The organism is Scleromatobacter humisilvae (assembly GCF_023231945.1).
Taxonomy (GTDB): domain Bacteria; phylum Pseudomonadota; class Gammaproteobacteria; order Burkholderiales; family Burkholderiaceae_C; genus Scleromatobacter; species Scleromatobacter humisilvae.
The window spans coordinates 749,660-770,117 of sequence record NZ_JAJLJH010000002.1 but is presented as its reverse complement, the minus strand read 5'-3'; the positions used below and the strand labels follow the sequence as shown (position 1 = coordinate 770,117).

The 20,458-nt window shown below is 69.9% G+C and carries 22 protein-coding genes; 18 read left to right on the top strand and 4 right to left on the bottom strand.

What is annotated here, in order from left to right:
• Positions 1-2 precede the first annotated feature (2 nt).
• The 3 genes from LPC04_RS12735 to LPC04_RS12725 all read right to left on the bottom strand — a co-directional run bounded on the left by LPC04_RS12735 (position 3) and on the right by LPC04_RS12725 (position 3,276).
• Complete coding sequence (locus LPC04_RS12735; protein WP_275682596.1) at positions 3-155, bottom strand: hypothetical protein; 153 nt, start codon at positions 153-155, stop codon at positions 3-5.
• A 276-nt stretch (positions 156-431) separates the two neighbouring features.
• On the bottom strand, positions 432-1,988 hold the full coding sequence (locus LPC04_RS12730; RefSeq protein WP_275682595.1) for an NAD(P)H-hydrate dehydratase: 1,557 nt from the start codon (positions 1,986-1,988) through the stop codon (positions 432-434).
• A gap of 10 nt (positions 1,989-1,998) precedes the next feature.
• Positions 1,999-3,276 carry an NAD(P)/FAD-dependent oxidoreductase gene (locus tag LPC04_RS12725; protein WP_275682594.1) on the bottom strand — a complete coding sequence of 426 codons (1,278 nt, stop codon included), beginning with the start codon at positions 3,274-3,276 and terminating at the stop codon, positions 1,999-2,001.
• 298 nt (positions 3,277-3,574) lie between these two features.
• Between LPC04_RS12725 and rpsB the strand changes: the two genes are divergently transcribed.
• From rpsB to LPC04_RS12640, 17 genes are all read left to right on the top strand, one after another.
• Positions 3,575-4,321: a 30S ribosomal protein S2 gene (gene rpsB / locus LPC04_RS12720; RefSeq protein ID WP_275682593.1), complete on the top strand. Its 747-nt coding sequence runs from the start codon at positions 3,575-3,577 to the stop codon at positions 4,319-4,321.
• 126 nt (positions 4,322-4,447) lie between these two features.
• On the top strand, positions 4,448-5,323 hold the full coding sequence (tsf, locus tag LPC04_RS12715; protein ID WP_275682592.1) for a translation elongation factor Ts: 876 nt from the start codon (positions 4,448-4,450) through the stop codon (positions 5,321-5,323).
• A gap of 100 nt (positions 5,324-5,423) precedes the next feature.
• Complete coding sequence (gene pyrH / locus LPC04_RS12710) at positions 5,424-6,134, top strand: UMP kinase (protein WP_275682591.1); 711 nt, start codon at positions 5,424-5,426, stop codon at positions 6,132-6,134.
• 74 nt (positions 6,135-6,208) lie between these two features.
• Positions 6,209-6,769 carry a ribosome recycling factor gene (gene frr / locus LPC04_RS12705; protein ID WP_275682590.1) on the top strand — a complete coding sequence of 187 codons (561 nt, stop codon included), beginning with the start codon at positions 6,209-6,211 and terminating at the stop codon, positions 6,767-6,769.
• Between the two features lie 8 nt (positions 6,770-6,777).
• Positions 6,778-7,548: a polyprenyl diphosphate synthase gene (gene uppS, locus LPC04_RS12700; RefSeq protein WP_275682589.1), complete on the top strand. Its 771-nt coding sequence runs from the start codon at positions 6,778-6,780 to the stop codon at positions 7,546-7,548.
• Positions 7,538-8,374, top strand: a complete 837-nt coding sequence (locus tag LPC04_RS12695) for a phosphatidate cytidylyltransferase (protein ID WP_275682588.1) — start codon at positions 7,538-7,540, stop codon at positions 8,372-8,374. Before uppS ends, LPC04_RS12695 begins: the two co-directional genes overlap by 11 nt.
• Positions 8,375-8,382: 8 nt before the next feature.
• Positions 8,383-9,588 (top strand): 1-deoxy-D-xylulose-5-phosphate reductoisomerase, encoded by a 1,206-nt coding sequence (gene ispC / locus LPC04_RS12690; RefSeq protein WP_275682587.1) that lies wholly within the window; start codon positions 8,383-8,385, stop codon positions 9,586-9,588.
• On the top strand, positions 9,588-10,976 hold the full coding sequence (gene rseP, locus LPC04_RS12685; protein WP_275682586.1) for an RIP metalloprotease RseP: 1,389 nt from the start codon (positions 9,588-9,590) through the stop codon (positions 10,974-10,976). The genes ispC and rseP overlap by 1 nt, the downstream gene beginning before the upstream one ends.
• A 10-nt stretch (positions 10,977-10,986) precedes the next feature.
• Complete coding sequence (bamA, locus tag LPC04_RS12680) at positions 10,987-13,293, top strand: outer membrane protein assembly factor BamA (RefSeq protein ID WP_420854716.1); 2,307 nt, start codon at positions 10,987-10,989, stop codon at positions 13,291-13,293.
• 14 nt (positions 13,294-13,307) lie between these two features.
• Positions 13,308-13,814: an OmpH/Skp family outer membrane protein gene (locus tag LPC04_RS12675; RefSeq protein ID WP_275682585.1), complete on the top strand. Its 507-nt coding sequence runs from the start codon at positions 13,308-13,310 to the stop codon at positions 13,812-13,814.
• A gap of 92 nt (positions 13,815-13,906) precedes the next feature.
• Positions 13,907-14,941, top strand: a complete 1,035-nt coding sequence (lpxD, locus tag LPC04_RS12670) for a UDP-3-O-(3-hydroxymyristoyl)glucosamine N-acyltransferase (RefSeq protein ID WP_275682584.1) — start codon at positions 13,907-13,909, stop codon at positions 14,939-14,941.
• A 10-nt stretch (positions 14,942-14,951) separates the two neighbouring features.
• Positions 14,952-15,395 carry a 3-hydroxyacyl-ACP dehydratase FabZ gene (gene fabZ / locus LPC04_RS12665; protein WP_275682670.1) on the top strand — a complete coding sequence of 148 codons (444 nt, stop codon included), beginning with the start codon at positions 14,952-14,954 and terminating at the stop codon, positions 15,393-15,395.
• 13 nt (positions 15,396-15,408) lie between these two features.
• Positions 15,409-16,197, top strand: coding sequence for an acyl-ACP--UDP-N-acetylglucosamine O-acyltransferase (gene lpxA, locus LPC04_RS12660; protein ID WP_275682583.1), 789 nt, complete (start codon positions 15,409-15,411; stop codon positions 16,195-16,197).
• A 10-nt stretch (positions 16,198-16,207) separates the two neighbouring features.
• Complete coding sequence (lpxB, locus tag LPC04_RS12655) at positions 16,208-17,383, top strand: lipid-A-disaccharide synthase (RefSeq protein WP_275682582.1); 1,176 nt, start codon at positions 16,208-16,210, stop codon at positions 17,381-17,383.
• Entirely contained in the window at positions 17,355-17,996 is a 642-nt protein-coding gene (gene rnhB, locus LPC04_RS12650; protein ID WP_275682581.1) for a ribonuclease HII, read from the top strand. The genes lpxB and rnhB overlap by 29 nt, the downstream gene beginning before the upstream one ends.
• The gene (locus tag LPC04_RS12645) at positions 17,993-18,772 is read left to right on the top strand and encodes a TrmH family RNA methyltransferase (protein ID WP_275682580.1); all 780 of its coding nucleotides are present in this window, start codon (positions 17,993-17,995) and stop codon (positions 18,770-18,772) included. The genes rnhB and LPC04_RS12645 overlap by 4 nt, the downstream gene beginning before the upstream one ends.
• 8 nt (positions 18,773-18,780) lie before the next feature.
• Positions 18,781-19,221 (top strand): hypothetical protein, encoded by a 441-nt coding sequence (locus LPC04_RS12640; RefSeq protein WP_275682579.1) that lies wholly within the window; start codon positions 18,781-18,783, stop codon positions 19,219-19,221.
• Positions 19,222-19,228: 7 nt separating this feature from the next.
• Here LPC04_RS12640 and LPC04_RS12635 read toward each other — a convergent pair whose 3' ends face one another.
• Positions 19,229-19,561, bottom strand: coding sequence for a hypothetical protein (locus LPC04_RS12635; protein WP_338055440.1), 333 nt, complete (start codon positions 19,559-19,561; stop codon positions 19,229-19,231).
• 27 nt (positions 19,562-19,588) lie between these two features.
• Here LPC04_RS12635 and LPC04_RS12630 point away from each other — a divergent pair, with 27 nt between their 5' ends.
• A complete protein-coding gene (locus LPC04_RS12630; RefSeq protein WP_275682578.1) occupies positions 19,589-20,269 on the top strand; it encodes a DUF6683 family protein in 681 nt (226 codons plus the stop codon).
• Positions 20,270-20,458: the final 189 nt, after the last annotated feature.

The following is a 20,458-nucleotide window of genomic DNA, read 5'->3' as shown; positions in this document are numbered from 1 at the left end:
TGTTATTCCTGAACGTTGATTTCAAGGCGACGGTCGGCAGCGGACGGCCGCGCCTGTCGTGTCAGAAGAAAAAGGGCTCCGGCGACCCATGCCTTGTCCGCCGCGCCGCGTTCGGCGGGCGTCGGAATGGGCAGGGCATGGGTCGCGAGAGTCATCGGGCGTTGCAAAAGCGGGACGGTTCCAACAGGGCTTGTCGGCAAAAAAGTGCACAGGCTTAAGCAGCGCTTGCGACCTTTTTCCGGTTTCACCCGGACTATCGACTGGACAAGGCCTCGGCTTTGGCCCGAAAAGAAAGGCAAAACCGGCCGTCTCGTCAGCAGATGTGAACGGGCGCGAACAAAGTCACGGGGCCCGGACGGGCGTTCCGTGACAGTCCCGGGACGGTCGGCTAACCAGCCAGTGAGGCAGTCGGACGCGGCTCCCGCCGCGGCTCAATCGGCGAGCGAGTGCGCGGCGCGCGCCATGTGCGCGGCCAGCTCGCCGGCCACCAGCGGCAGGCGGGCGCCGGCCGTGAAATCGCAGGCGCGGCCGTGGATCCATGCCGCGGCGCGGGCCACATCGAAGGCGAGATCCACGACGGCGTCGGTGGCCGGCTGCGCCGACCACAACCCGGCGATCCAGCCGGCCAGCACGTCGCCGGTGCCGGCCGTGGCCAGGCGGGCGTCGCCGCTCGGGTTGACCGCGACGCGGCCGTGCGGCGTCGCCACCAGCGTGCCCGAACCCTTGAGCACGACGACGGCGCCGGTGTCGGCGGCAAGCCGGCGCGCGGCGGCGAGGCGGTCGGCCTGGACCTCGGCCGCGGTCGACGCGAGCAGCCGCGCGGCTTCGAGCGGATGCGGCGTCAGGATCGTCGGCAGCCCGCGCGCGCCTCGCGCACGCAGTTGCGCGCGCAAGCCCGCGTCACGCGCGATCGCATTGAGCGCGTCGGCGTCGAGCACGAGGCGGTGCGCGTTGGACAGGCCGCCGGGCAGCTCCGAGGCGACGTCGTCGCCGCCTCCGCAGCCGGCGACGACGGTCGCCTTGCGGTTGTCGCGGATCGCCTGCTGCAACTCGGCGACGGGCCGCAGCATCAGCTCCGGATGGCGCACGTCGACCGGCAGCACGCCGCCCTTGTCGCTCGAATGCGCGTGCACCAGCACGCGGCCCGCGCCGGCCAGCGAGGCCGCGTGCGCCGCCAGCAGCGACGCCCCGACCATGCCCGCCGCGCCGCCGGCCACGTGGACATCGCCGAACGTGCCCTTGTTGGCCACCTGGCCGCGCCTCGGCAGGCGCTTGGCGGCGGTGCCCGCGCCGGTCAGCCAGGCGCTGGCCGGCTCGTCGTCCGCCGGATGGACGTCGAGGTCGTCGAACCAGATCTCGCCGCAGGCCTCGCGGCCGGCGCCGGTGAACAGGCCGGGCTTGGCGGTCAGCAGCGCCAGCGTGTGCGTGGCGCGGACGACGGCGTCGCCAAGCTTCGCGCCGGTGGCGGTCGACAGGCCGGTGGGCGCGTCGACGCTCATCACCGGCCCGCGCAGGCCGTTCAACGCGGCGATGGCGTCGGCGAGGGCGCCTTCGGGCGCGCGCTTCTGGCCGAATCCCAGCAGTGCATCGATGCCGAGGTCGATGCGGGCGCGCGTGGCTGCGTCGGGCAGGTCCTCGCGCAGCGTGACGCCGGCGGCGCGCGCCTCGGCGAGCGCCCAGGCGGCGTCGGGCGGCAGCGTGCGGCCGGCGTGGCCGACGAGCGTGACGCCCACTGCCATGCCGGCGCGCTGCAGCCAGGTCGCGAGCACCAGGCCGTCGCCGCCGTTGTTGCCGGGGCCCGCGGCGATCCAGGCGCTGCGCGCGTGCGGCGCGATCGCCCGCGCGAGACGCAGCAGCCCGACGCCGGCCCGCGCCATCAGCGCGTGCTCGGGCCGTCCCGCGGCGGCACGCTGCTCGATGCGCCGCGTCGCCGCGTCGTCGAACAGCGCGATGTCCTGGGAACTTGCGAGCAGTCGGCGGGGCGTCATGGACAGGAGGCTAGCGCAGTCGTTGCGGGGCGAGGGCGGCCGCTTCCGGCGGCGCCGGCTCGCCGGCAATCATCGCGCAGAGCAAGCCGGCCGCGGCCTGGCTCAGCGCCCAGCCGTGGTGCGCATGGCCGACGTCGAGCCAGACGCCCGGCACGCCGCTCGCGCCGACGGCCGGCAGCCCGTCGGCCAGCGCGGCGCGCGCCGCCTGCCAGACCTGTGCCTGCTGCCAGTTGACGGCGCCGGGGAAGCCGTTGTCGACGGCGTCGTACAGCGGCTGCAGCGCCTTGCGGGTGGGCGGCGCGGCGGGCGCCGCGGCCGTCGCCGGCACCGACTCGTGGCCGCCGGCGACGCGGACGCGCGCGCCCAGCCGGCTGATGGAGATGCCGCTGCGCACGTCCAGCAGCGCCGCGCGCGGCCCCGAGTCCGGCGCGGCCTCGCGCACGTGCTGCGCCACCGTCACCGAGTAGCCGCGGATCGGCTTCCACGGCAGCTTCACGCCCAGCGGCGCCAGCAGCCGCGAGGACTCGAGCGCGGCGCAGACGACGACGGCGTCGAAGGTCTCCGCGCGCGCCGGTTCGTCGGCGGCCGCGAAGCTCACGGTCGGTCGGGGGCCGGCGCTGATCGCCGCGACCTCGTGCTGGAACAGGAAACGCACGCCCAGGTGCTGCGCGTGGGCGCGCAGCAGCTGCGTCCATTCGCGGGTGTTGCCGATGCGGGCGTTCGGCAGGTGCACGGCGCGCGGCGCGTCGTCGGCCACCGCGCGGCCGGGCTCGAGCTGGCGCTGGCGCGCGGCGTCGGCCCATTCGGCCGCCTCGCCGCGTTCCCGCAGCCAGGCGACGGCGGCCTCGGCCTGCGTGGCACAGGCGCCGTCCGGCAGCGTCAGCAGCAGGCCGTCGCCGCGTTCGAAGTCCAGGCCCAGCGCGCGCGACAGCTCGTCGATGCGCTCGACGCCCAGCGCGAGCAGTCCGTGCAGCGCGAGCGCGCGCTCGGCGCGCCGCGCCGCCTCGGGGCCGTCGCCCTTGCCGAACAGCGACGGCGCGGCGAACGCGGCGCCGATGCCGCGCAGCCGGCCCGCCTCGTCGACGCTGCCGGACATCGCCTGCAGCCGGCTCGGCGCGGGGAGCCACGGCGCGGCCAGGCCGGCGGCGGCGATGCCGGCGGGCGCGAAGCTGGTTTCCTCGGCGACGCTGGAGCGGCGCTCGACCACCGTCACCTCGTGGCCGTCGGATGCGAGCGCCTGCGCGGCCGCGACGCCGGCCATGCCGGCGCCGATCACCGCGATCTTCATCGGACCTCCATCTCGAAGTGGAAGTCGACGGTGGAAATGGTGCAGAAGCGCTTACGTCCTGCTATACTCTTTGGGTTTTTCTGGGTGGCCATTCGGCGGCGCAAGTCGCGGAACACGAAAGTGAGCATGAAAGTGCGCGGTTGCTCGGCAAGAACGGGGCTGAGAAGTCCCAAATCCGCGAACCCGGCAATCAAGGTGTTGTGGTCGAGGCGACGTAGAAAGGCTGGTTAAGAACCGTAAGCCGTGTCACTCGATGCAATGTATGCCGGGATTCTAGACCCAACCTTTGGAGTACTCCATGTCTGTATCCATGCGCGAAATGCTGGAAGCCGGCGTCCATTTCGGACACCAGACCCGCTTCTGGAACCCCAAGATGGCCCCGTACATCTACGGCCATCGCAACAAGATCCACATCATCAATCTCGAGAAGACCCTCCCGGCTTTCGAGAATGCGCTGAAGTTCATCCGCACGCTGAGCGCCAAGCGCGGCACCGTTCTGATGGTCGGCACCAAGCGCCAGGCGCGCGAAGTCGTCGCGATGGAAGCCCAGCGTTGCGGCATGCCCTACGTCGACCAGCGCTGGCTCGGCGGCATGCTGACCAACTTCAAGACGGTCAAGGGTTCGCTGAAGAAGCTCAAGGACATGCAGGCCGCCAAGGATTCCGGCACGCTGGCCGTGATCAAGAAGGAAGCCCTGATGTTCGAGCGCGAGCGCATGAAGCTCGAGAAGGACATCGGCGGCATCCAGGACATGGCCGCGCTGCCGGACGCGATCTTCGTGATCGACGTCGGCTACCACAAGATCGCCATCCAGGAAGCCAACAAGCTGGGCATCCCGGTGATCGGCGTCGTCGACACCAACCACTCGCCGATCGGCATCGACTACGTCATCCCGGGCAACGACGACTCGGCCAAGGCCGTGGCGCTGTACGCCAAGGCCGTCGCTGACGCCGTGCTCGAAGGCAAGGCCAACGCCACGAGCGAAGTCGTGCAGCAGGTCTCGGCCGCTGGCGACGAATTCGTCGAAGTCGGCGCCGAAGGCTGACCACCCCCTCCCGGCACGAGCCGGGGCTGTGTTCAAGGGGGCTTCGTGGCCCCCTTTTCACAGGACGGAAGCAATTTGTTCACTGTCGGCCACAACAATGGCCGGCGCAGATGATGGAGTTTGAAGATGCCCGCGATTACCGCAAGCATGGTTGCTGACCTGCGCGCCAAGACCGACGCGCCGATGATGATGTGCAAGAAGGCCCTGACCGAAGCCGACGGCGACGCCGTCAAGGCCGAGGAGATCCTGCGCGTCAAGCTCGGCACCAAGGCGGCCGGCGCCGGCACGCGCGTCACGTCGGAAGGCGTGGTCGCCGCGTACGTCGCCAACGGCGTCGGCGCGATGGTCGAAGTCAACTGCGAGACCGACTTCGTCACCAAGAACGACGATTTCATCGCCTTCGCCAACAAGATGGCCAAGCTGGTCGTCGAGAAGAACCCGGCCGACGTCGCCGCGCTGTCCGCGCTCGAGTTCGAGGGCTCGACGGTCGACGCCGTGCGCCTGGCGCTGGTCGGCAAGATCGGCGAGAACATGTCGATCCGCCGCTTCCAGCGCGTCGAGAACGCCGGCCTGGCGCACTACCTGCACGGCACGCGCATCGGCGTGGTCGTCCAGTTCGAGGGCGACGACACGGCTGCCAAGGACGTCGCGATGCACGTCGCCGCAATGAAGCCGAAGGCGCTGTCGCAGGCCGACGTGCCGGCGCACCTGGTCGAGACCGAGCGTTCGGTCGCCACCGCCAAGGCCGCCGAGTCGGGCAAGCCGGCCGACATCGTCGCCAAGATGGTCGAAGGCTCGGTCACGAAGTACCTGAAGGAAGTCTCGCTGCTGAACCAGACTTTCGTGAAGAACGACAAGCAGACCGTCGAGCAGATGCTCAAGGCCGCGAACACGACGATCAAGGGCTTCACGCTCTACGTCGTGGGCGAGGGCATCGAGAAGAAGGTCGACAACTTCGCCGACGAAGTCGCCGCGCAGGTCGCCGCGGCCCGCGGCCAGTAAGGCTGCAGAGCAGACCGCAGGAACGAGTCGGGGCCTTCGGGCCCCGGCTTACACTGCGAGACCGAACAACGAACCCTAGCGCCTTCGGGAGCCCCCATCCATGCCGGCGTACAAGCGCATCCTTCTGAAACTTTCCGGCGAAGCGCTGATGGGCGACGACGCCTACGGCATCAACCGGGCCACGATCGTCCGCATGGTGCAGGAGGTGCAGGAAGTCACGCGCCTGGGCACCGAGGTGGCGGTGGTGATCGGTGGCGGCAACATCTTCCGCGGCGTCGCGGGAGGGTCGGTCGGCATGGACCGCGCCACGGCCGACTACATGGGCATGCTCGCGACGGTGATGAATTCCCTCGCGCTGGCCGACACGATGCGCCAGGAGGGCATGGTCGCCCGCGTGATGTCGGCGATCTCCATCGAGCAGGTCGTCGAGCCCTACGTGCGGCCCAAGGCGCTGCAGTACCTCGAAGAGGGCAAGGTCGTCGTCTTCGCCGCCGGCACCGGCAACCCGTTCTTCACCACCGATACCGCGGCCGCGCTGCGCGGCGCCGAGATGGGCGTCGAGATCGTGCTGAAGGCGACCAAGGTGGACGGCGTGTACACGGCCGACCCGAAGAAGGTGCCCGACGCCACTCGCTATACCTCGATCACCTTCGACGAGGCGATCGGCAAGAACCTGCAGGTGATGGACGCCACCGCGTTCGCGCTGTGCCGCGACCAGAATCTGCCCATCAAGGTGTTCAGCATCTTCAAGCCGGGCGCGCTCAAGCGCGTCGTGCAGGGCGAGGACGAAGGCACGCTGGTGCACGTCTGACCAGCGCCTGGACGCAAGTTCCAAGCACGGTGCCGGCCAGCGGCGCGTGCGTCAGTGAGGAGTGACGAGAGATCATGAGTACCGCCGACATCAAGAAGACCGCCGAGACCAAGATGGGCCGCACCATCGAGTCGTTCAAGGGCGAACTGCAGAAGATCCGCACCGGCCGCGCCCACCCGGGCATGCTGGACCAGATCCACGTCGACTACTACGGCTCGCCGGTGCCGCTGAGCCAGGTGGCGCAGCTGTCGCTGCTCGACGCCCGCACCATCGGCGTGCAGCCGTGGGAAAAGCCGATGATCTCGAAGGTCGAGAAGGCCATCCGCGAGTCGGACCTGGGCCTGAACCCGTCGACCACCGGCGAGATCATCCGCGTGCCGATGCCCGCGCTCACCGAGGAGCGCCGCAAGGACCTCACCAAGGTCGTCAAGGGCCTGGGCGAGGATTCCAAGGTCGCGGTGCGCAACCTTCGCCGCGAAGCCAACGAGCACGGCAAGAAGCTGCTCAAGGACAAGGAAGTCACCGAGGACGAGGAGCGCCGCCTGGTCGACGACATCCAGAAGCTGACCGATCGCACCATCGCGGAGATCGACAAGCTGGTGCAGACCAAGGAAACCGAGATCCTCGCGGTTTGAAGCGCGCCGTGAACCCGCCCGTGTCCACCTTCGGGACCTCGACGCGCGACCCGAACGTCCCGCGCCACGTGGCCATCGTCATGGACGGCAACGGCCGCTGGGCCAAGAAGCGCTTCATGCCGCGCATCTTCGGGCACAAGCACGGCGTCGACGCGCTGGTCCACACCATCAACGCCTGCGCCAACCGCGGCGTCGAGCACCTCACCGTGTTCGCGTTCTCGTCGGAGAACTGGAAGCGGCCCGAGGAAGAGGTGTCGGGCCTGATGGGCCTGGTGCTGAGCGCGATGACGCGCTACCTCACCAAGATCGCCGGCGACGGCGTGCGCGTGCGCATCATCGGCGACCGCGGCGCGGTCTCGCAGACGGTGCGCAACGCCTGGGAGCGCGCCGAGGCCACCACCGCGCACAACACGCGCATCACCGTGTGGGTGGCGTTCAACTACGGCGGCCGCTGGGACATCGTCCAGGCCTGCCAGCGCGCGATCGCGGACGGCGTGCCCGCCACGGAGCTCTCCGAGGACACGCTGTCGCGCTACATGGCGCAGCGCGAGGCGCCGGATCCCGACCTGTTCATCCGCACCGGCGGCGAAGTGCGCATCAGCAACTTCCTGCTGTGGCAGGTCGCCTATTCCGAGCTGCACTTCACGGACTGCCTCTGGCCGGACTTCGACGAGGTGGAACTGGACCGCGCGTTCAAGATCTACGCCACGCGCGACCGCCGTTTCGGCGGCGTGAAACCCGAAGCGGCCGTGCTGGCCGGGAGTTCCGATGCTGCGTGAACGCGTGATCACCGCGCTGGTGCTGCTGGCGCTGCTCATCCCGGCCGTGATGGCCAGGTCGCCGCTTCCGTTCGCTCTCCTGACCATCGTCCTGATCGCGGCCGCCGGCTGGGAGTGGGGCCGCCTCTGCGGCCTGCCGCGCGCCGCGGCGGTCGCCTCCGGTGTCGTGCTGGGCCTGGCCTGCGTCACGATCGCGCCGCTGGGCGGCGGCGTCGGCGGCGTCGTCGTCCCGGCCGAGGCCTGGGCCGGCGTCACGGTGCTGTGGGTGCTGGTCGGCGCGGTGTCGCTGCGGGCGGGCCCCGACGGCTTCCGGCAGGTCAGCGCCGGACTGCGTTTCGTGGTCGGCTGGGTGCTGATCGGCGCGGCCTGGGCGGCGCTGATGGCGTCCTGGGAGCGCGGCCTGGCCTACCTGGCGACGGTCTGCGCGCTCGTCTGGGCCGCGGACATCTTCGCGTACTTCGGCGGCCGCGCCTTCGGCAAGCGCAAGCTCGCGCCGACCATCAGTCCCGGCAAGAGCTGGGAAGGCGCGATCAGCGGGCTGCTGGCGGTCATCGTGCTGGCGGTCATCGTCGTCATCGTGACGGCGCGCCCGCACGGCAACCTGTTCTGGCTCCTGCGCGAGCGCCTGGGCTTCGCCGGCATGGTCGGCGCGTGTGCTGCGCTCGTCGCGATGGCGATCATGGGCGACCTGGTCGAATCGCTGGCCAAGCGCTCGGCCGGCATCAAGGACTCGAGCCAGCTGCTGCCGGGCCACGGCGGCGTCCTCGATCGCATCGACGCGCTGCTGCCCGTGTTTCCCGCCGCGCTCGCGCTGGTGACGATCTGAGTGCCGCAATGACTTCCTCTGCCCGGCGCCAACGCGTCTGCATCCTCGGCTCGACGGGCTCGATCGGCACCAGCACGCTCGACGTCATCGCGCTGCATCCCGACACCTTCGAGGTCTTCGCGCTCACGGGCCAGCGCCGCGTCGACGAGCTGTTCGCGCAGATCGTGCGCTGGCGCCCGCGCTTCGCCGCCGTGCCCGACGCCGCCGCCGCCAACGAGCTCGGCGCGCGGGTGAAGGCCGCGGGCATCGCGACGGAGGTGCTCGCCGGCGCGAAGGCGCTCGAGGAACTCGCGTCGCATCCGGACGTCGACCAGGTGATGGCCGCCATCGTCGGCGCCGCCGGCCTGCCGTCCTGCCTCGCAGCTGCGCGCGCGGGCAAGCGGCTGCTGCTGGCCAACAAGGAGGCGCTGGTCGTCGGCGGGCAGCTGTTCGTCGACGCGGTGAAGCAGGGCGGGGCGACGCTGATCCCGATCGACAGCGAGCACTCGGCGATCTTCCAGTGCCTGCCCACCGATCCGGCGGCGTGGAACGACACCGTCGACCACATCATCCTGACCGCCTCGGGCGGCCCGTTCCGCACGCGTGATCCCGCGACGCTGGGCGACGTCACGCCCGACCAGGCGTGCGCACATCCGAACTGGGTCATGGGCCGCAAGATCTCGGTCGACTCGGCCACGATGATGAACAAGGCGCTCGAGGTCATCGAGGCGCGCTGGCTGTTCGACCTGCCGCCCGAGCGCATCCAGGTCGTGATCCATCCGCAGAGCATCATCCACTCGATGGTGGTCGCGCGCGACGGCGCGGTGCTGGCGCAGCTCGGCACGCCCGACATGAAGGGCCCGATCGCGTTCGGCATGTCGTGGCCCGCGCGCATGGACTCCGGCTGCGAGCCGCTCGACTTCATGAAGATGAAGGCGCTCACGTTCGAGGAAGCCGACGCGGTGCGTTTCCCGGGCCTGCACCTGTCGTGGGCCGCGCTGCGCGCCGAGCCGGGGTCGACCACGGTGCTCAACGCCGCCAACGAGATCGCCGTCGAGGCCTTCCTCGCCGGCCGGCTGCGCTTCGACGGCATCCACCGCGTGAACGCGCAGGCGCTGGAGCAGGTGCTGCCGGCGGGCGGCGACGCGTCCTCCGTCGAGGCGCTCATCGCGCTCGACGCCCGCGCGCGCGACGCGGCGCGCGCGCACGTGGGCCGCTTGGCGGAGCAGCGTTGATGGATCTCCTGCTCGGCCTCCCGTACTACCTGGTGATGCTGGGCATCCTGATCACCGTCCACGAATACGGCCACTACCGGGTGGCGGTGGCCTGCAACATCCGCATCTATCGCTTCTCGCTGGGCTTCGGGCCGGTGCTGTGGCGGCGGCCGTTCGGCGAGCCGGGCTGCGAGTTCACGCTGAGCGCGATCCCGCTGGGCGGCTACGTGCTGATGCTCGAGAAGCCGGACGCCGACACGCCGCCCGAGGACGTCGACCGCGCGCTCGGCCGGCGCCCGCTGTGGCAGCGCGCGGCCGTGATCCTGGCAGGGCCGCTGGCCAACCTGGTCCTCGGCGCGGTGTTCTACGCGGCCGCGCAATACGTCGGCATCAAGGAAGTGGTGCCGGCGCTGAGCCAGCCGCCGGCCGGCAGCATGCTGGCCGCGGCCGGCGTGCGCTCCGGCGACCGCATCGTCGCCTCGAGCGAGGACGATCTCGACACCCCCGGCGGCGTCGACTGGCGCCCCGTGCATTCGTTCGACGACTTCTTCGTCGGCGCGATCGTCGCGCTGATGGACGGCAAGCCGCTGAGCCTGCAGATCCAGCATCGCGGCGAGCAGGGCACGCGCGACATCACGCTGCCGCTGGACACGCTCGGCAAGACCGAGCTCGACGAGGAGGCCGCGACGCGCATCGGCCTGACGCGGCCGTACGCGCCGCCGCTGATCTCCGACGTCGTCGCGTCCGGCCCGGCGGCGCTGGCCGGCGTGCGCGCGGGCGACGTGGTCGAGCGCATCGACGACGATGTGATCGCCGACGCCTTCGGGCTGCAGACGCGCATCCGCGCCGCGGCCGCGGGCGGCAAGCCCAGGACGATGCAGTGGCACGTGCTGCGCGCCGGCACGCCGCTGACCCTCGCGGTGACGCCGCGCATCGTCAGCGAAGGCGGCGTCACGGCAGCCAAGGCCGACGTCGTCCTCGGCGCCTATCCGGCCGAGCTGGTGCACCTGGGGCCGGTCGACGCCGTCGTCTACGGCGCGCAGCAGATGGGACGCCATGCGGTGCTGAGCCTGCGCATGTTCGGCCGCATGCTCACCGGCAAGGCCTCGCTGAAGAACCTGAACGGGCCGATCACGATCGCCGACGGGGCCGCCAAGTCCGCCAAGCTGGGGCTGTCGCATTTCCTGACCTACCTGGCGCAGGTCAGCGTGGGCATCGGCGTGCTGAACCTGCTGCCTATCCCGGTGCTCGATGGGGGACGGCTGCTGTATTATCTCTTCGAGGGTGCGACCGGTCGTCCGGTCTCGACGCCGTGGCAGACGTGGCTGCGGTATGGCGGGGTCTTCGCGATCCTGTTGTTGATGTCTCTCGCCCTTTCCAACGACTTGGTCCGCTTCCTGGGCCGGTAAAAAACTCCTGATGTCTTCACTCTTCCCGAGCCTGATGCGCCCTGTCGCTGCCTGCGTGATCCTCGCCGGTGCCGCGTTGCCCCTTGCCGCACTGGCGATCGAACCCTTCCAGATCCGCGACATCCGCGTCGAAGGCCTGCAGCGCACCGACCCCGGCAGCGTGTTCTCGGTGATGCCGTTCCGCGTCGGCGACAGCTACTCCGACGAGAAGGCCGCCGCCGCGCTGCGCGCGCTGTTCGCAACGGGCCTGTTCAAGGACGTGCGCATCGACGTCGAAGGCGACGTGGTGGTGGTGATCGTCGACGAGCGCGCCACGATCGCGTCGGTGAACTTCCTCGGCACCAAGGAGTTCGACAAGGACACGCTGGTCAAGGCCCTGAAGGACGCCGGCATCGGCGAGGGCCTGCCGTTCGACAAGGCCATCGTCGATCGCGCCGAGCAGGAAATCAAGCGCCAGTACCTGGGCCACAGCCTCTACGCGGCCGAGGTCGTCACCACGGTCACGCCGCTGGAGCGCAACCGCGTCAACGTCACGTTCAAGGTGTCGGAAGGCGACGTCGCGCACATCCGCGACATCCGCATCATCGGCGCGAAGGCGTTCTCCGAATCCAAGCTGATCGACCAGCTGGACCTGACCACGGGCGGCTGGCTCACGTGGTACACGAAGTCCGACCGCTACTCGCGCACCAAGCTCAACGCCGACCTCGAGAAGCTGCGCGCGTTCTACCTCAACAAGGGCTACCTCGAGTTCGACATCACGTCGACACAGGTCACGATCTCGCCGGACAAGCAGACGATCAGCGTGACGATCGCCGTCACCGAAGGCCAGCCCTACGTCGTCACGGCGGTGCGCCTGGAAGGCAACTACCTCGGGCGCGACGCGCAGTTCAAGAACCTCATCACGATCAAGCCTGGCGCCTCGTACCACGGCGACGACGTCACCGCCACCACGCGCGCGTTCACCGACCTGTTCGGCACCTACGGCTACGCGTTCGCGCACGTCGAGCCGCGCACCGAGGTCGACCGCAAGACGGGCCAGGTCGTGGTCGTGCTCGTCGCCGACCCGGGTCGCCGCGCCTACGTGCGTCGTGTCAACCTGTCGGGCAACACGATCACGCGCGACGAAGTCATCCGCCGCGAGTTCCGCCAGTTCGAATCGGCGTGGTACGACGGCTCCAAGATCAAGCTGTCGCGCGACCGCGTCGACCGCCTCGGCTTCTTCAGCAGCGTGGACGTCGACACCAACGACGTGCCGGGCGCCCCCGACCAGGTCGACCTCACCGTCAACGTCGTCGAGAAGCCCACCGGCAACCTGACGCTGGCCGCCGGCTATTCGCAGGCCGACAAGATCTCGCTGACCGGCTCGATCAAGAAGGAAAACGTGTTCGGCTCGGGCAACTACATCGCGCTCGACGTGAGCACGGCCCACACGAACAAGAACCTGTCGATCAGCGAAACGAATCCGTACTTCACGGACGACGGCATCTCGCGCACCTTCGACATCTACTACCGCACGTCGCGCCCGCTCAACAGCTCGGGCGACGCCTACGCGGTGTCGACGCCGGGCTTCGATGTCCGCTTCGGCCTGCCGTACTCGGAGTACGACACGGTGTTCGTGGGCATCGGCGCCGAGCAGACCCACATCGGCTCGCTGCAGGGCGTGCCCAACAGCTACTTCGACTTCGTCGGCCAGTTCGGCTCGTACGCCAACTCCTACCCGATCACCGCGGGCTGGTCGCGCGACGAGCGCGACTCGGGCATCTCGCCGACGGCCGGCCGCTACATCCGCGCCAACACCGACTTCTCGCTGTGGGGCGACGTGCAGTACGCGCGCATGAACGGCCAGGTCACGCAGTATTTCGACCTCGGCAACCACTTCTCGCTGGGCGTCAACGCCGAAGTCGGCTACGGCACCGGCCTGAACGGCAAGGAATATCCGGTCTTCAAGAACTTCTACGGCGGCGGCCTGGGCTCGGTGCGCGTCTTCGAGCAGGGCTCTCTCGGCAAGGGCACGGTGGACGTCACCGGCGCCTTCATCGGCGGCTCCAAGAAGCTGAACATCAACAACGAGCTCTACATCCCGGTGCCGGGCGCCGACAAGGACAAGAGCCTGCGCCTGTTCGCGTTCCTCGACGCCGGCAACGTCTGGACCGAGCACGACCACATGGACCTGGGCACGCTGCGCGCCTCGGCCGGCCTGGGCCTGAGCTGGACCTCGCCGGTGGGCCCGTTCAAGCTGAGCTACGGCCTGCCGATCCGCGCCGAGCCAAACGATAGAATTCAACGGTTCCAGTTCCAAGTCGGTACCGCGTTTTGATGAAAGCCCGTTCCATGAAATTGATTTCCGCCCTGTTGCTGGCCTCCGTTTCGTCGATCGCGGTGTCGGTCCAGGCTCAAGAACTGAAGATCGGCTATGTCAACGGCGAGCGCGTGCTGCGCGAGGCCGAGCCGGCCAAGCGCGCGGCGGCCAAGCTCGAGGCCGAGTTCGGCAAGCGCCAGAAGGAACTCAACGACCAGAGCGCCGCATTCCGCGCGCAGGCCGACAAGCTCGATCGCGACTCGCCCACGCTGTCCGAAGCCGAGAAGGCGCGCCGCCAGCGCGAGCTGATCGAGCTCGACCGCGACCTGCAGCGCAAGCAGCGCGAATACCAGGAAGACCTGACGCAGCGCAAGAACGAGGAAGTCAACAACGTCTCGGAACGCGCCCAGCGCACGATCAAGGCCATCGGCGAGGCCGAGCACTTCGACCTCATCGTGCAGGATCAACTGGTGTTCTACGTCAGCCCGCGCATCGACCTGACCAAGAAGGTCATCGACGCGCTGAACGCCGGCAAGTGAAATGACAGCACCCCTGGCGCTTCGCGCCGCCCCGCCAGGCGGGGGCACTCGCCCTTCGGGCGGCCGTGCGGGCTCGTAGTTGAAGTCGCGACATGAACTCAGTTCGCCTGGGTGAGATCGTTGCGGCGCTGGGCGGAGAACTGCGGGGAGACCCCGCGCAGGCGATCGCACGCATCGCCCCGCTGGAGACGGCGGGCGGCGATGCGATCACCTTCGTCGCGCAGGCGAAGCTGCGCACGCTGCTCGAGGCCAGCCAGGCCGGAGCCATCGTCGTCGCGCCCTCGCTCGTCGCCGCCGCGCCCAACGACCGCTCGCTCGTCGTCACCGACGACCCCTATCTGTACTTCGCGCGCCTGACGCAATGGTGGGCGCAGCGGCTGCGGCCCGTGCCGCCGGCCGGCGTGCATCCGTCCGCGTATGTCGCTCCCGACGCGCAGGTCGCCGCGAGCGCCGTCATCGGGCCGATGGCGGTGGTCGAGTCCGGCGCCGTCATCGGCGAGCGCGTGCAGCTGGGCGCTCATTGCGTCGTCGGCGCGGGCTCGCGCGTGGGCGCGGACAGCGTCATGCATCCGCGCGTGACCATCGCGGCAGGCTGCAGCGTCGGCGAACGCTGCGTGTTCCAGAGCGGCGCGGTCATCGGCGCCGACGGCTTCGGCATCGCGCCGACGCAAGGGCGCTGGGAGCGCATCGAGCAGCTGGGCGGCGTGCGCATCGGCAACGACGTCGACATCGGCGCCAACACCTGCGTCGACCGCGGCGCGCTCGAGGACACCGTGCTGGAAGACGGCGTCAAGCTGGACAACCAGATCCAGATCGGCCACAACTGCCACATCGGTGCGCACACGGTGATGGCCGCCTGCGTGGGCATCGCCGGCTCCACGAAGGTCGGCCGCAACGTGATGATCGGCGGGGCCGCGATGATCCAGGGCCACATCGAGATCGTCGACGGCGTCACCGTGTCGGCGTCGACGATGGTGATGCACTCGCTGCGCAAGAAGGGCGTCTACACGGCGATCTTCCCGGTCGACGAGCACGCCAGCTGGGAAAAGAACGCAGTCACGCTGCGCAACCTGTATGCCCTTCGCGAGCGCGTGCGTGCGCTCGAGAAGGCGCAAAAGAAAGAATGAGACTGCCATGTTGATGGACATCCACCAGATCATCAAGAAGCTGCCGCACCGCTATCCGTTCCTGCTCGTCGATCGCGTGATCGAGTTCGAGAAGGATGTGCGCATCAAGGCGCTGAAGAACGTCACGATCAACGAGCCGTTCTTCAACGGGCACTTCCCGAACCGCCCGGTGATGCCCGGGGTGCTGATGCTGGAGGCGCTGGCCCAGGCCTCGGCGCTGCTGTCGTTCTCGTCGGAAGGCGAGGAGTCGGACGGCTCGCGGCTCTACTACTTCGCGGGAATCGACGGCGCGCGCTTCAAGCGCGTGGTGGAGCCGGGCGACCAGCTGGTCCTCGAGTCGACGATCACGCGCAAGAAGGCCGGCATCTACAAGTACTCGACGCGCGCGACCGTCGACGGCGAGCTGGCCGTCGAGGCCGAGCTGATGTGCACGGTCCGGGCGGTCGCCGCCTGAGTCGGAGCCGCGCATGAGTCTCATCCATCCGACGGCGATCGTCGATCCGGCCGCCGTGCTCGACGCGACGGTCAGCGTCGGCCCGTACGCCGTCATCGGCCCGCACGTGCGCATCGGCGCGGGCACCAGGGTCGGTCCGCACTGCGTGATCGAGGGCCGCACGACGATCGGCCGCGACAACGTCTTCTACCAGTTCGGCTCCATCGGCGCGATGCCGCAGGACATGAGCCACAAGGGCGAGCTGACCGAGCTGCACATCGGCGACCGCAACACGATCCGCGAGTTCTGCACGCTCAACACCGGCACGCACAAGGAAGAGGGCATCACCCGCGTCGGCTCGGACAACTGGATCATGGCCTACGTGCACGTCGCCCACGACGTGCGCCTGGGCGACCGCACCGTGCTGGCCAATGGCGTGACGCTGGCCGGGCACGTGCGCGTCGGCGACTGGGCCGTCGTCGGCGGGCTGTCGGGCGTGCACCAGTTCGTCCACATCGGCGCCCACGCGATGATCGGCTTCCAGGCCCACGTGAGCCAGGACGTGCCGCCCTACATGGTCGCCGAGGGCAATCCGATGGCGCTGCGCGCGGTCAACCTCACCGGCCTGAAGCGGCGCGACTTCACCCCCGCGCAGATCGCTGCGATCCGCGACATGCACAAGGCGCTGTACCGCAAGGGCCAGACGCTGGAGCTGGCCAAGGCGGAGATCGAGGCGATGCGCGGCGACGATGCCCGCGTCAACGGCGACATCGACGCGATGCTGGGCTTCATCGCGTCCGGCACGCGCGGCCTGGTCCGCTGAACACGTGTCGATGAGCCCCGAGCCCGCGCGAACGAATCCCCCCGAGCCCGACGCCCTGCGCCTGGGCATGGTCGCCGGCGAGACCTCCGGCGACCTGCTGGCCAGCCTGCTGCTGCAAGGCCTCAAGGCGCGCTGGCCCGCGCTGACCGCCGGCGGCATCGGCGGCCCGAAGATGGTCGCGCTCGGCTTCGACGCCTGGTGGCCGGCGGAGAAGCTGTCGCTGTTCGGCTACGTCGACGTGCTGATGAACTACCGCGAGCTGGTGGGCATCCGCAACGCGCTGGGCGACCGCCTGATCGCCGGGCGTCCTGACGTCTTCATCGGCGTCGATGCGCCCGACTTCAACTTCGGCCTCGAGAGGCGGCTGAAGCAGGCCGGCATCAAGACCGTGCACTTCGTCTGTCCGTCGATCTGGGCCTGGCGGCCGGAGCGCGTCGAGACGATCAAGGCCTCGGCCGACCACGTGCTGTGCCTGTTTCCGTTCGAACCCGAGCTGCTGCATGCGCACGGCATCCCGGCCACGTATGTCGGCCATCCGCTGGCGCAGGTGATCCCGCTGGAGCCGGATCGCGCGGCCGCGCGCGGCGCGCTGAACTTGCCGGAGACGGCCCAGGTGGTGGCGTTGCTGCCGGGAAGCCGGCGCTCCGAGATCAAGCTGATCGCGCCGCGCGTGCTGGCGGCGGCCGCGATCCTGCATCGACAGCGCGCCGGCCTGCGCTTCGTGCTGCCGGTCGCCCCGGGCATGCGCGCGCTGGTCGAGCCGCTGCTGGAGCGTCACGCGCCGGGCGTGCCGATCGACCTGCTGGACGGGCGCTCGCACGATGCGCTGGCGGCCTGCGACGTCACCATCGTCGCCAGCGGCACTGCCACGCTGGAGGCCGCGCTGTACAAGCGCCCGATGGTCATCACCTATGTCGTCGGCTGGTTCAACGCGTTGCGCATGAAGCGCTTGCGCCTGCAGCCCTGGGCGGGCCTGCCCAACGTGCTGTGCCGCGAATTCGTCGTTCCCGAACTCATTCAGGAAGACGCCACCCCGGACGCGCTCGCGCGAGCGACAATCGAGTGGCTGGACGACGAGGCGCGCCGCGAGACCGTGCGCGTCCGTTTCAACGAACTACACCACCTGCTGCGCCGCGACACGGTGCGGGAGTCCGCCGATGCCATCGCGCAAGTTGTCAAAGCCTGAGCAGATCTCGCTGCGCTTCGATGCCAACGAGGGGCTCGTCGCCGGGGTCGACGAGGCCGGCCGCGGCCCGCTGGCCGGGCCGGTCGTGGCCGCCGCGGTCATCCTCGACGACATGAAGCGCATCAAGGGGCTCAACGACTCCAAGCAGCTGACCGCGCTGCGGCGCGAGCGCCTGTTCGACGAGATCCGCGCGCACGCACTGGCGTTCTGCGTCGCCGAGGCGAGCGTGGCCGAGATCGACGAGCTCAACATCCTGCACGCCACGATGCTGGCGATGAAGCGCGCCGTCGAGGGCCTGCGCCTGCCGCCGCACAAGGTGCTGGTGGACGGCAACCGCCTGCCCAAGATCCGCATCCGCGCGGAGGCCGTCATCGGCGGCGACGCGACGGTGGCGTCGATCTCGGCGGCGTCCATCCTGGCCAAGGTCACGCGCGACCGCATCTGCGTCGAGCACGAGCTGCACTACCCCCAATACGGCTTCGGCACGCACAAGGGCTACGGCACCGCGGCGCACCTGGCCGCGCTCGACGAGCACGGGCCATGCGCCTGGCATCGCCGTTCGTTCGAGCCGGTGCGGGTGGCGGCGCTGCGTCGAGCCTGTCTCGAAGAATGACGATCGTCCGCCAGGTCACGTCGCGCCACAACGACCTGTTCAAGGACCTGCGCAAGCTGCTGGCCGATCCGGCGGCCTACCGCAAGCTGGGCCGGGTCTGGCTGGAGGGCGACCACCTGTGCCGCGCGCTGCTGGAGCGGGGACGCACGCCCGCGCGCGCGATCGTCACCGAGTCCGGCTGGGCCGTGCCCGCGCTCGAGGCGCTGGCGCGCAACGCGCCGGAGGTCGTCTGCGTGCCCGATGCATTGATGCGCGAGCTGAGCGGGCTGGAATCGCCGGCACCCATCGGCTTCCTGATCGACGCCGGCACCGCCGTCGTGCCGCAGCCCGCCCGCGACACGATCGTCCTCGACCGCCTGCAGGATCCTGGCAACGTCGGCAGCATCCTGCGCACGGCGTCGGCGATGGGCTTCGCGCAGGTGATCGCGCTCAAGGGCAGCGTCGCGCTGTGGTCGCCCAAGGTGCTGCGTGCCGGCATGGGCGCGCATTTCGCGCTGGCGCTGGTCGAGGGCGCGGCGATCGGCGACGTCGCCGCGCTGGGCCTGCCCATCGTCGGCACGCACCTGCGCGACGCGCGGTGGCTGCACGAGACGACGCTGCCGACGCCGCTGGCCTGGGTGTTCGGCCATGAAGGGCAGGGCATGAGCGACGCGGTGACCGCGGCCTGCACGCTGCGCGTGCGCATCGCGCAGCCGGGCGGCGAGGAGTCGCTCAACGTCGCGGCGGCGGCGGCGATGTGCCTTTACGAGTCAGCGCGGCAACGGCGGCCGGCCTAGGAGCTTCCATGCAGCGACGACGGCTGCTCGCGCTCCCGGCGCTGGCATTGACGGGCCTGGCGTCGGGCAAGTCCAGGCCGAGCTACCGATTCGGCATCCTGGCCCAGGATGGCGACGGGGACTGGCGCCTCGCCACCGAGACGACACGCATCCCGCGCCGCTACAAGGCCTCGGGCTTTCGCTTCGGCATCGAGTTCACGAACTGGGATCGGGCGCCGCTCGAGTGGTACGAGGTCGTGCGCCTGCCGTCCGGGACGAAGGCGGCCACCGGCAACATGAGTCTCGCCGAGCCGCGGGTGCTGCGCACGAAGCCGCAGTCGTCGGACCAGGCGCGGATCACCGACGACTTCTGGTTCGACGAGGGCGACCCGCTCGGGCGGCATCGTCTGGAGCTGGTGGTCAACGGCGTGCAGGTCTTCGCCGTCGACTTCGAGGTCGTCGCGGCCTGACGCCCGCCTAAAGTTTGCGTTCGTAGTTCTCGCGCACCTGCTGCGAGACGAAGGTGCTCAGGCCACGGCCTGCCTTCGCGAGCGCCTTCATCCGATCGACGGCCGCGCGTCCGGGCCGGGCATGCGTGTACACGTATCGGTCGCCGTTGACGAAGGTCAGCGTGATCGAGTCGCGGGTCGTTTCGTACGAGACGACGCCGGAGTCGCCGGAGAGATTGCCGTAGCGGGGCATGTTGCTGGGGCCGATCGAGGGATTGACTGGGCAGGCGCGCGCCGCGGCGGCCCGGACGCCGTTAGCATCCGCCGCCACGACGCGGCACAGGGAGAGGCCGCGCGACAACGCCGGATGACCCACCTCATGCAAGCCGTGTTCCTTCGCTCAGTCCTTCTCGTCGCCGCGCTCGCCGTGGCCGGCGCCGCGCGCGCCCAGTCCATGCCCTTCCAGGGCTACGTCGAGATGCCCGCCAACCTCGCCCCGATGGTGATGGGCAACCAGGCCAGCGAGATGCTGCGCCAGGTCAACAGGAAGCACGCGCAGGGCGGGGCGAGCACGCTGGCGCGGGCCGGCGGCGCGCCGTCCGGCCCGCACGCGCTCGCGGCCGCGGCCGCGCCCGACAAGCGGGCCGACCTGGAAGCCCGGCTGACCCGCGTGCTGGCCGCCTGGCAGCAGATCTCGACCGCGCTGCAACTGCCGCCCGACGACGTCGCCGGGCCGGTGGCGGCCTGCATCGCGGGCAGCTACATGGTCGTGCACGACGTCGACCTGCCCGACGCCGACTTCGTCGCGCTGGTCGGCCAGATGCGCGCGGTGCTGCAGGACAATCCGCGCTTCACGCAGGCCTCGCCGGCGCAGCGGCGCGAGATGTACGAGGAGCTCGCGATCATCGGCACGCTGCTGGCCACCGGCCGCGAGGCCGTGCGGCGCGGGCAGGCGGGTCCGCAGGCCGGCGAGGCGCTGCGCCGCAACGCCCGCACCAACCTCGACCGGCTGCTCGGGCAGGACGCCGACCGCGCGGCGATCGGCGAGCACGGCCTGGCGTTCCGCTGAGGCGCTGCAGTCGCGGCTTCTTCCTGACGGTGCGCCGAAAGAGGACCCTCGCCTGCGTTCGCATGCACTTCTGGCCGCCGAAGTCCCGCGAGCGGCTGGCCCGCTACCTGGGCGTCACGATGGGGGGCTTCGACGACTGCTGGCGAACGCGCGCCGCGATGCCGCGTGGGCCATGAAGGAGGCGCGCCA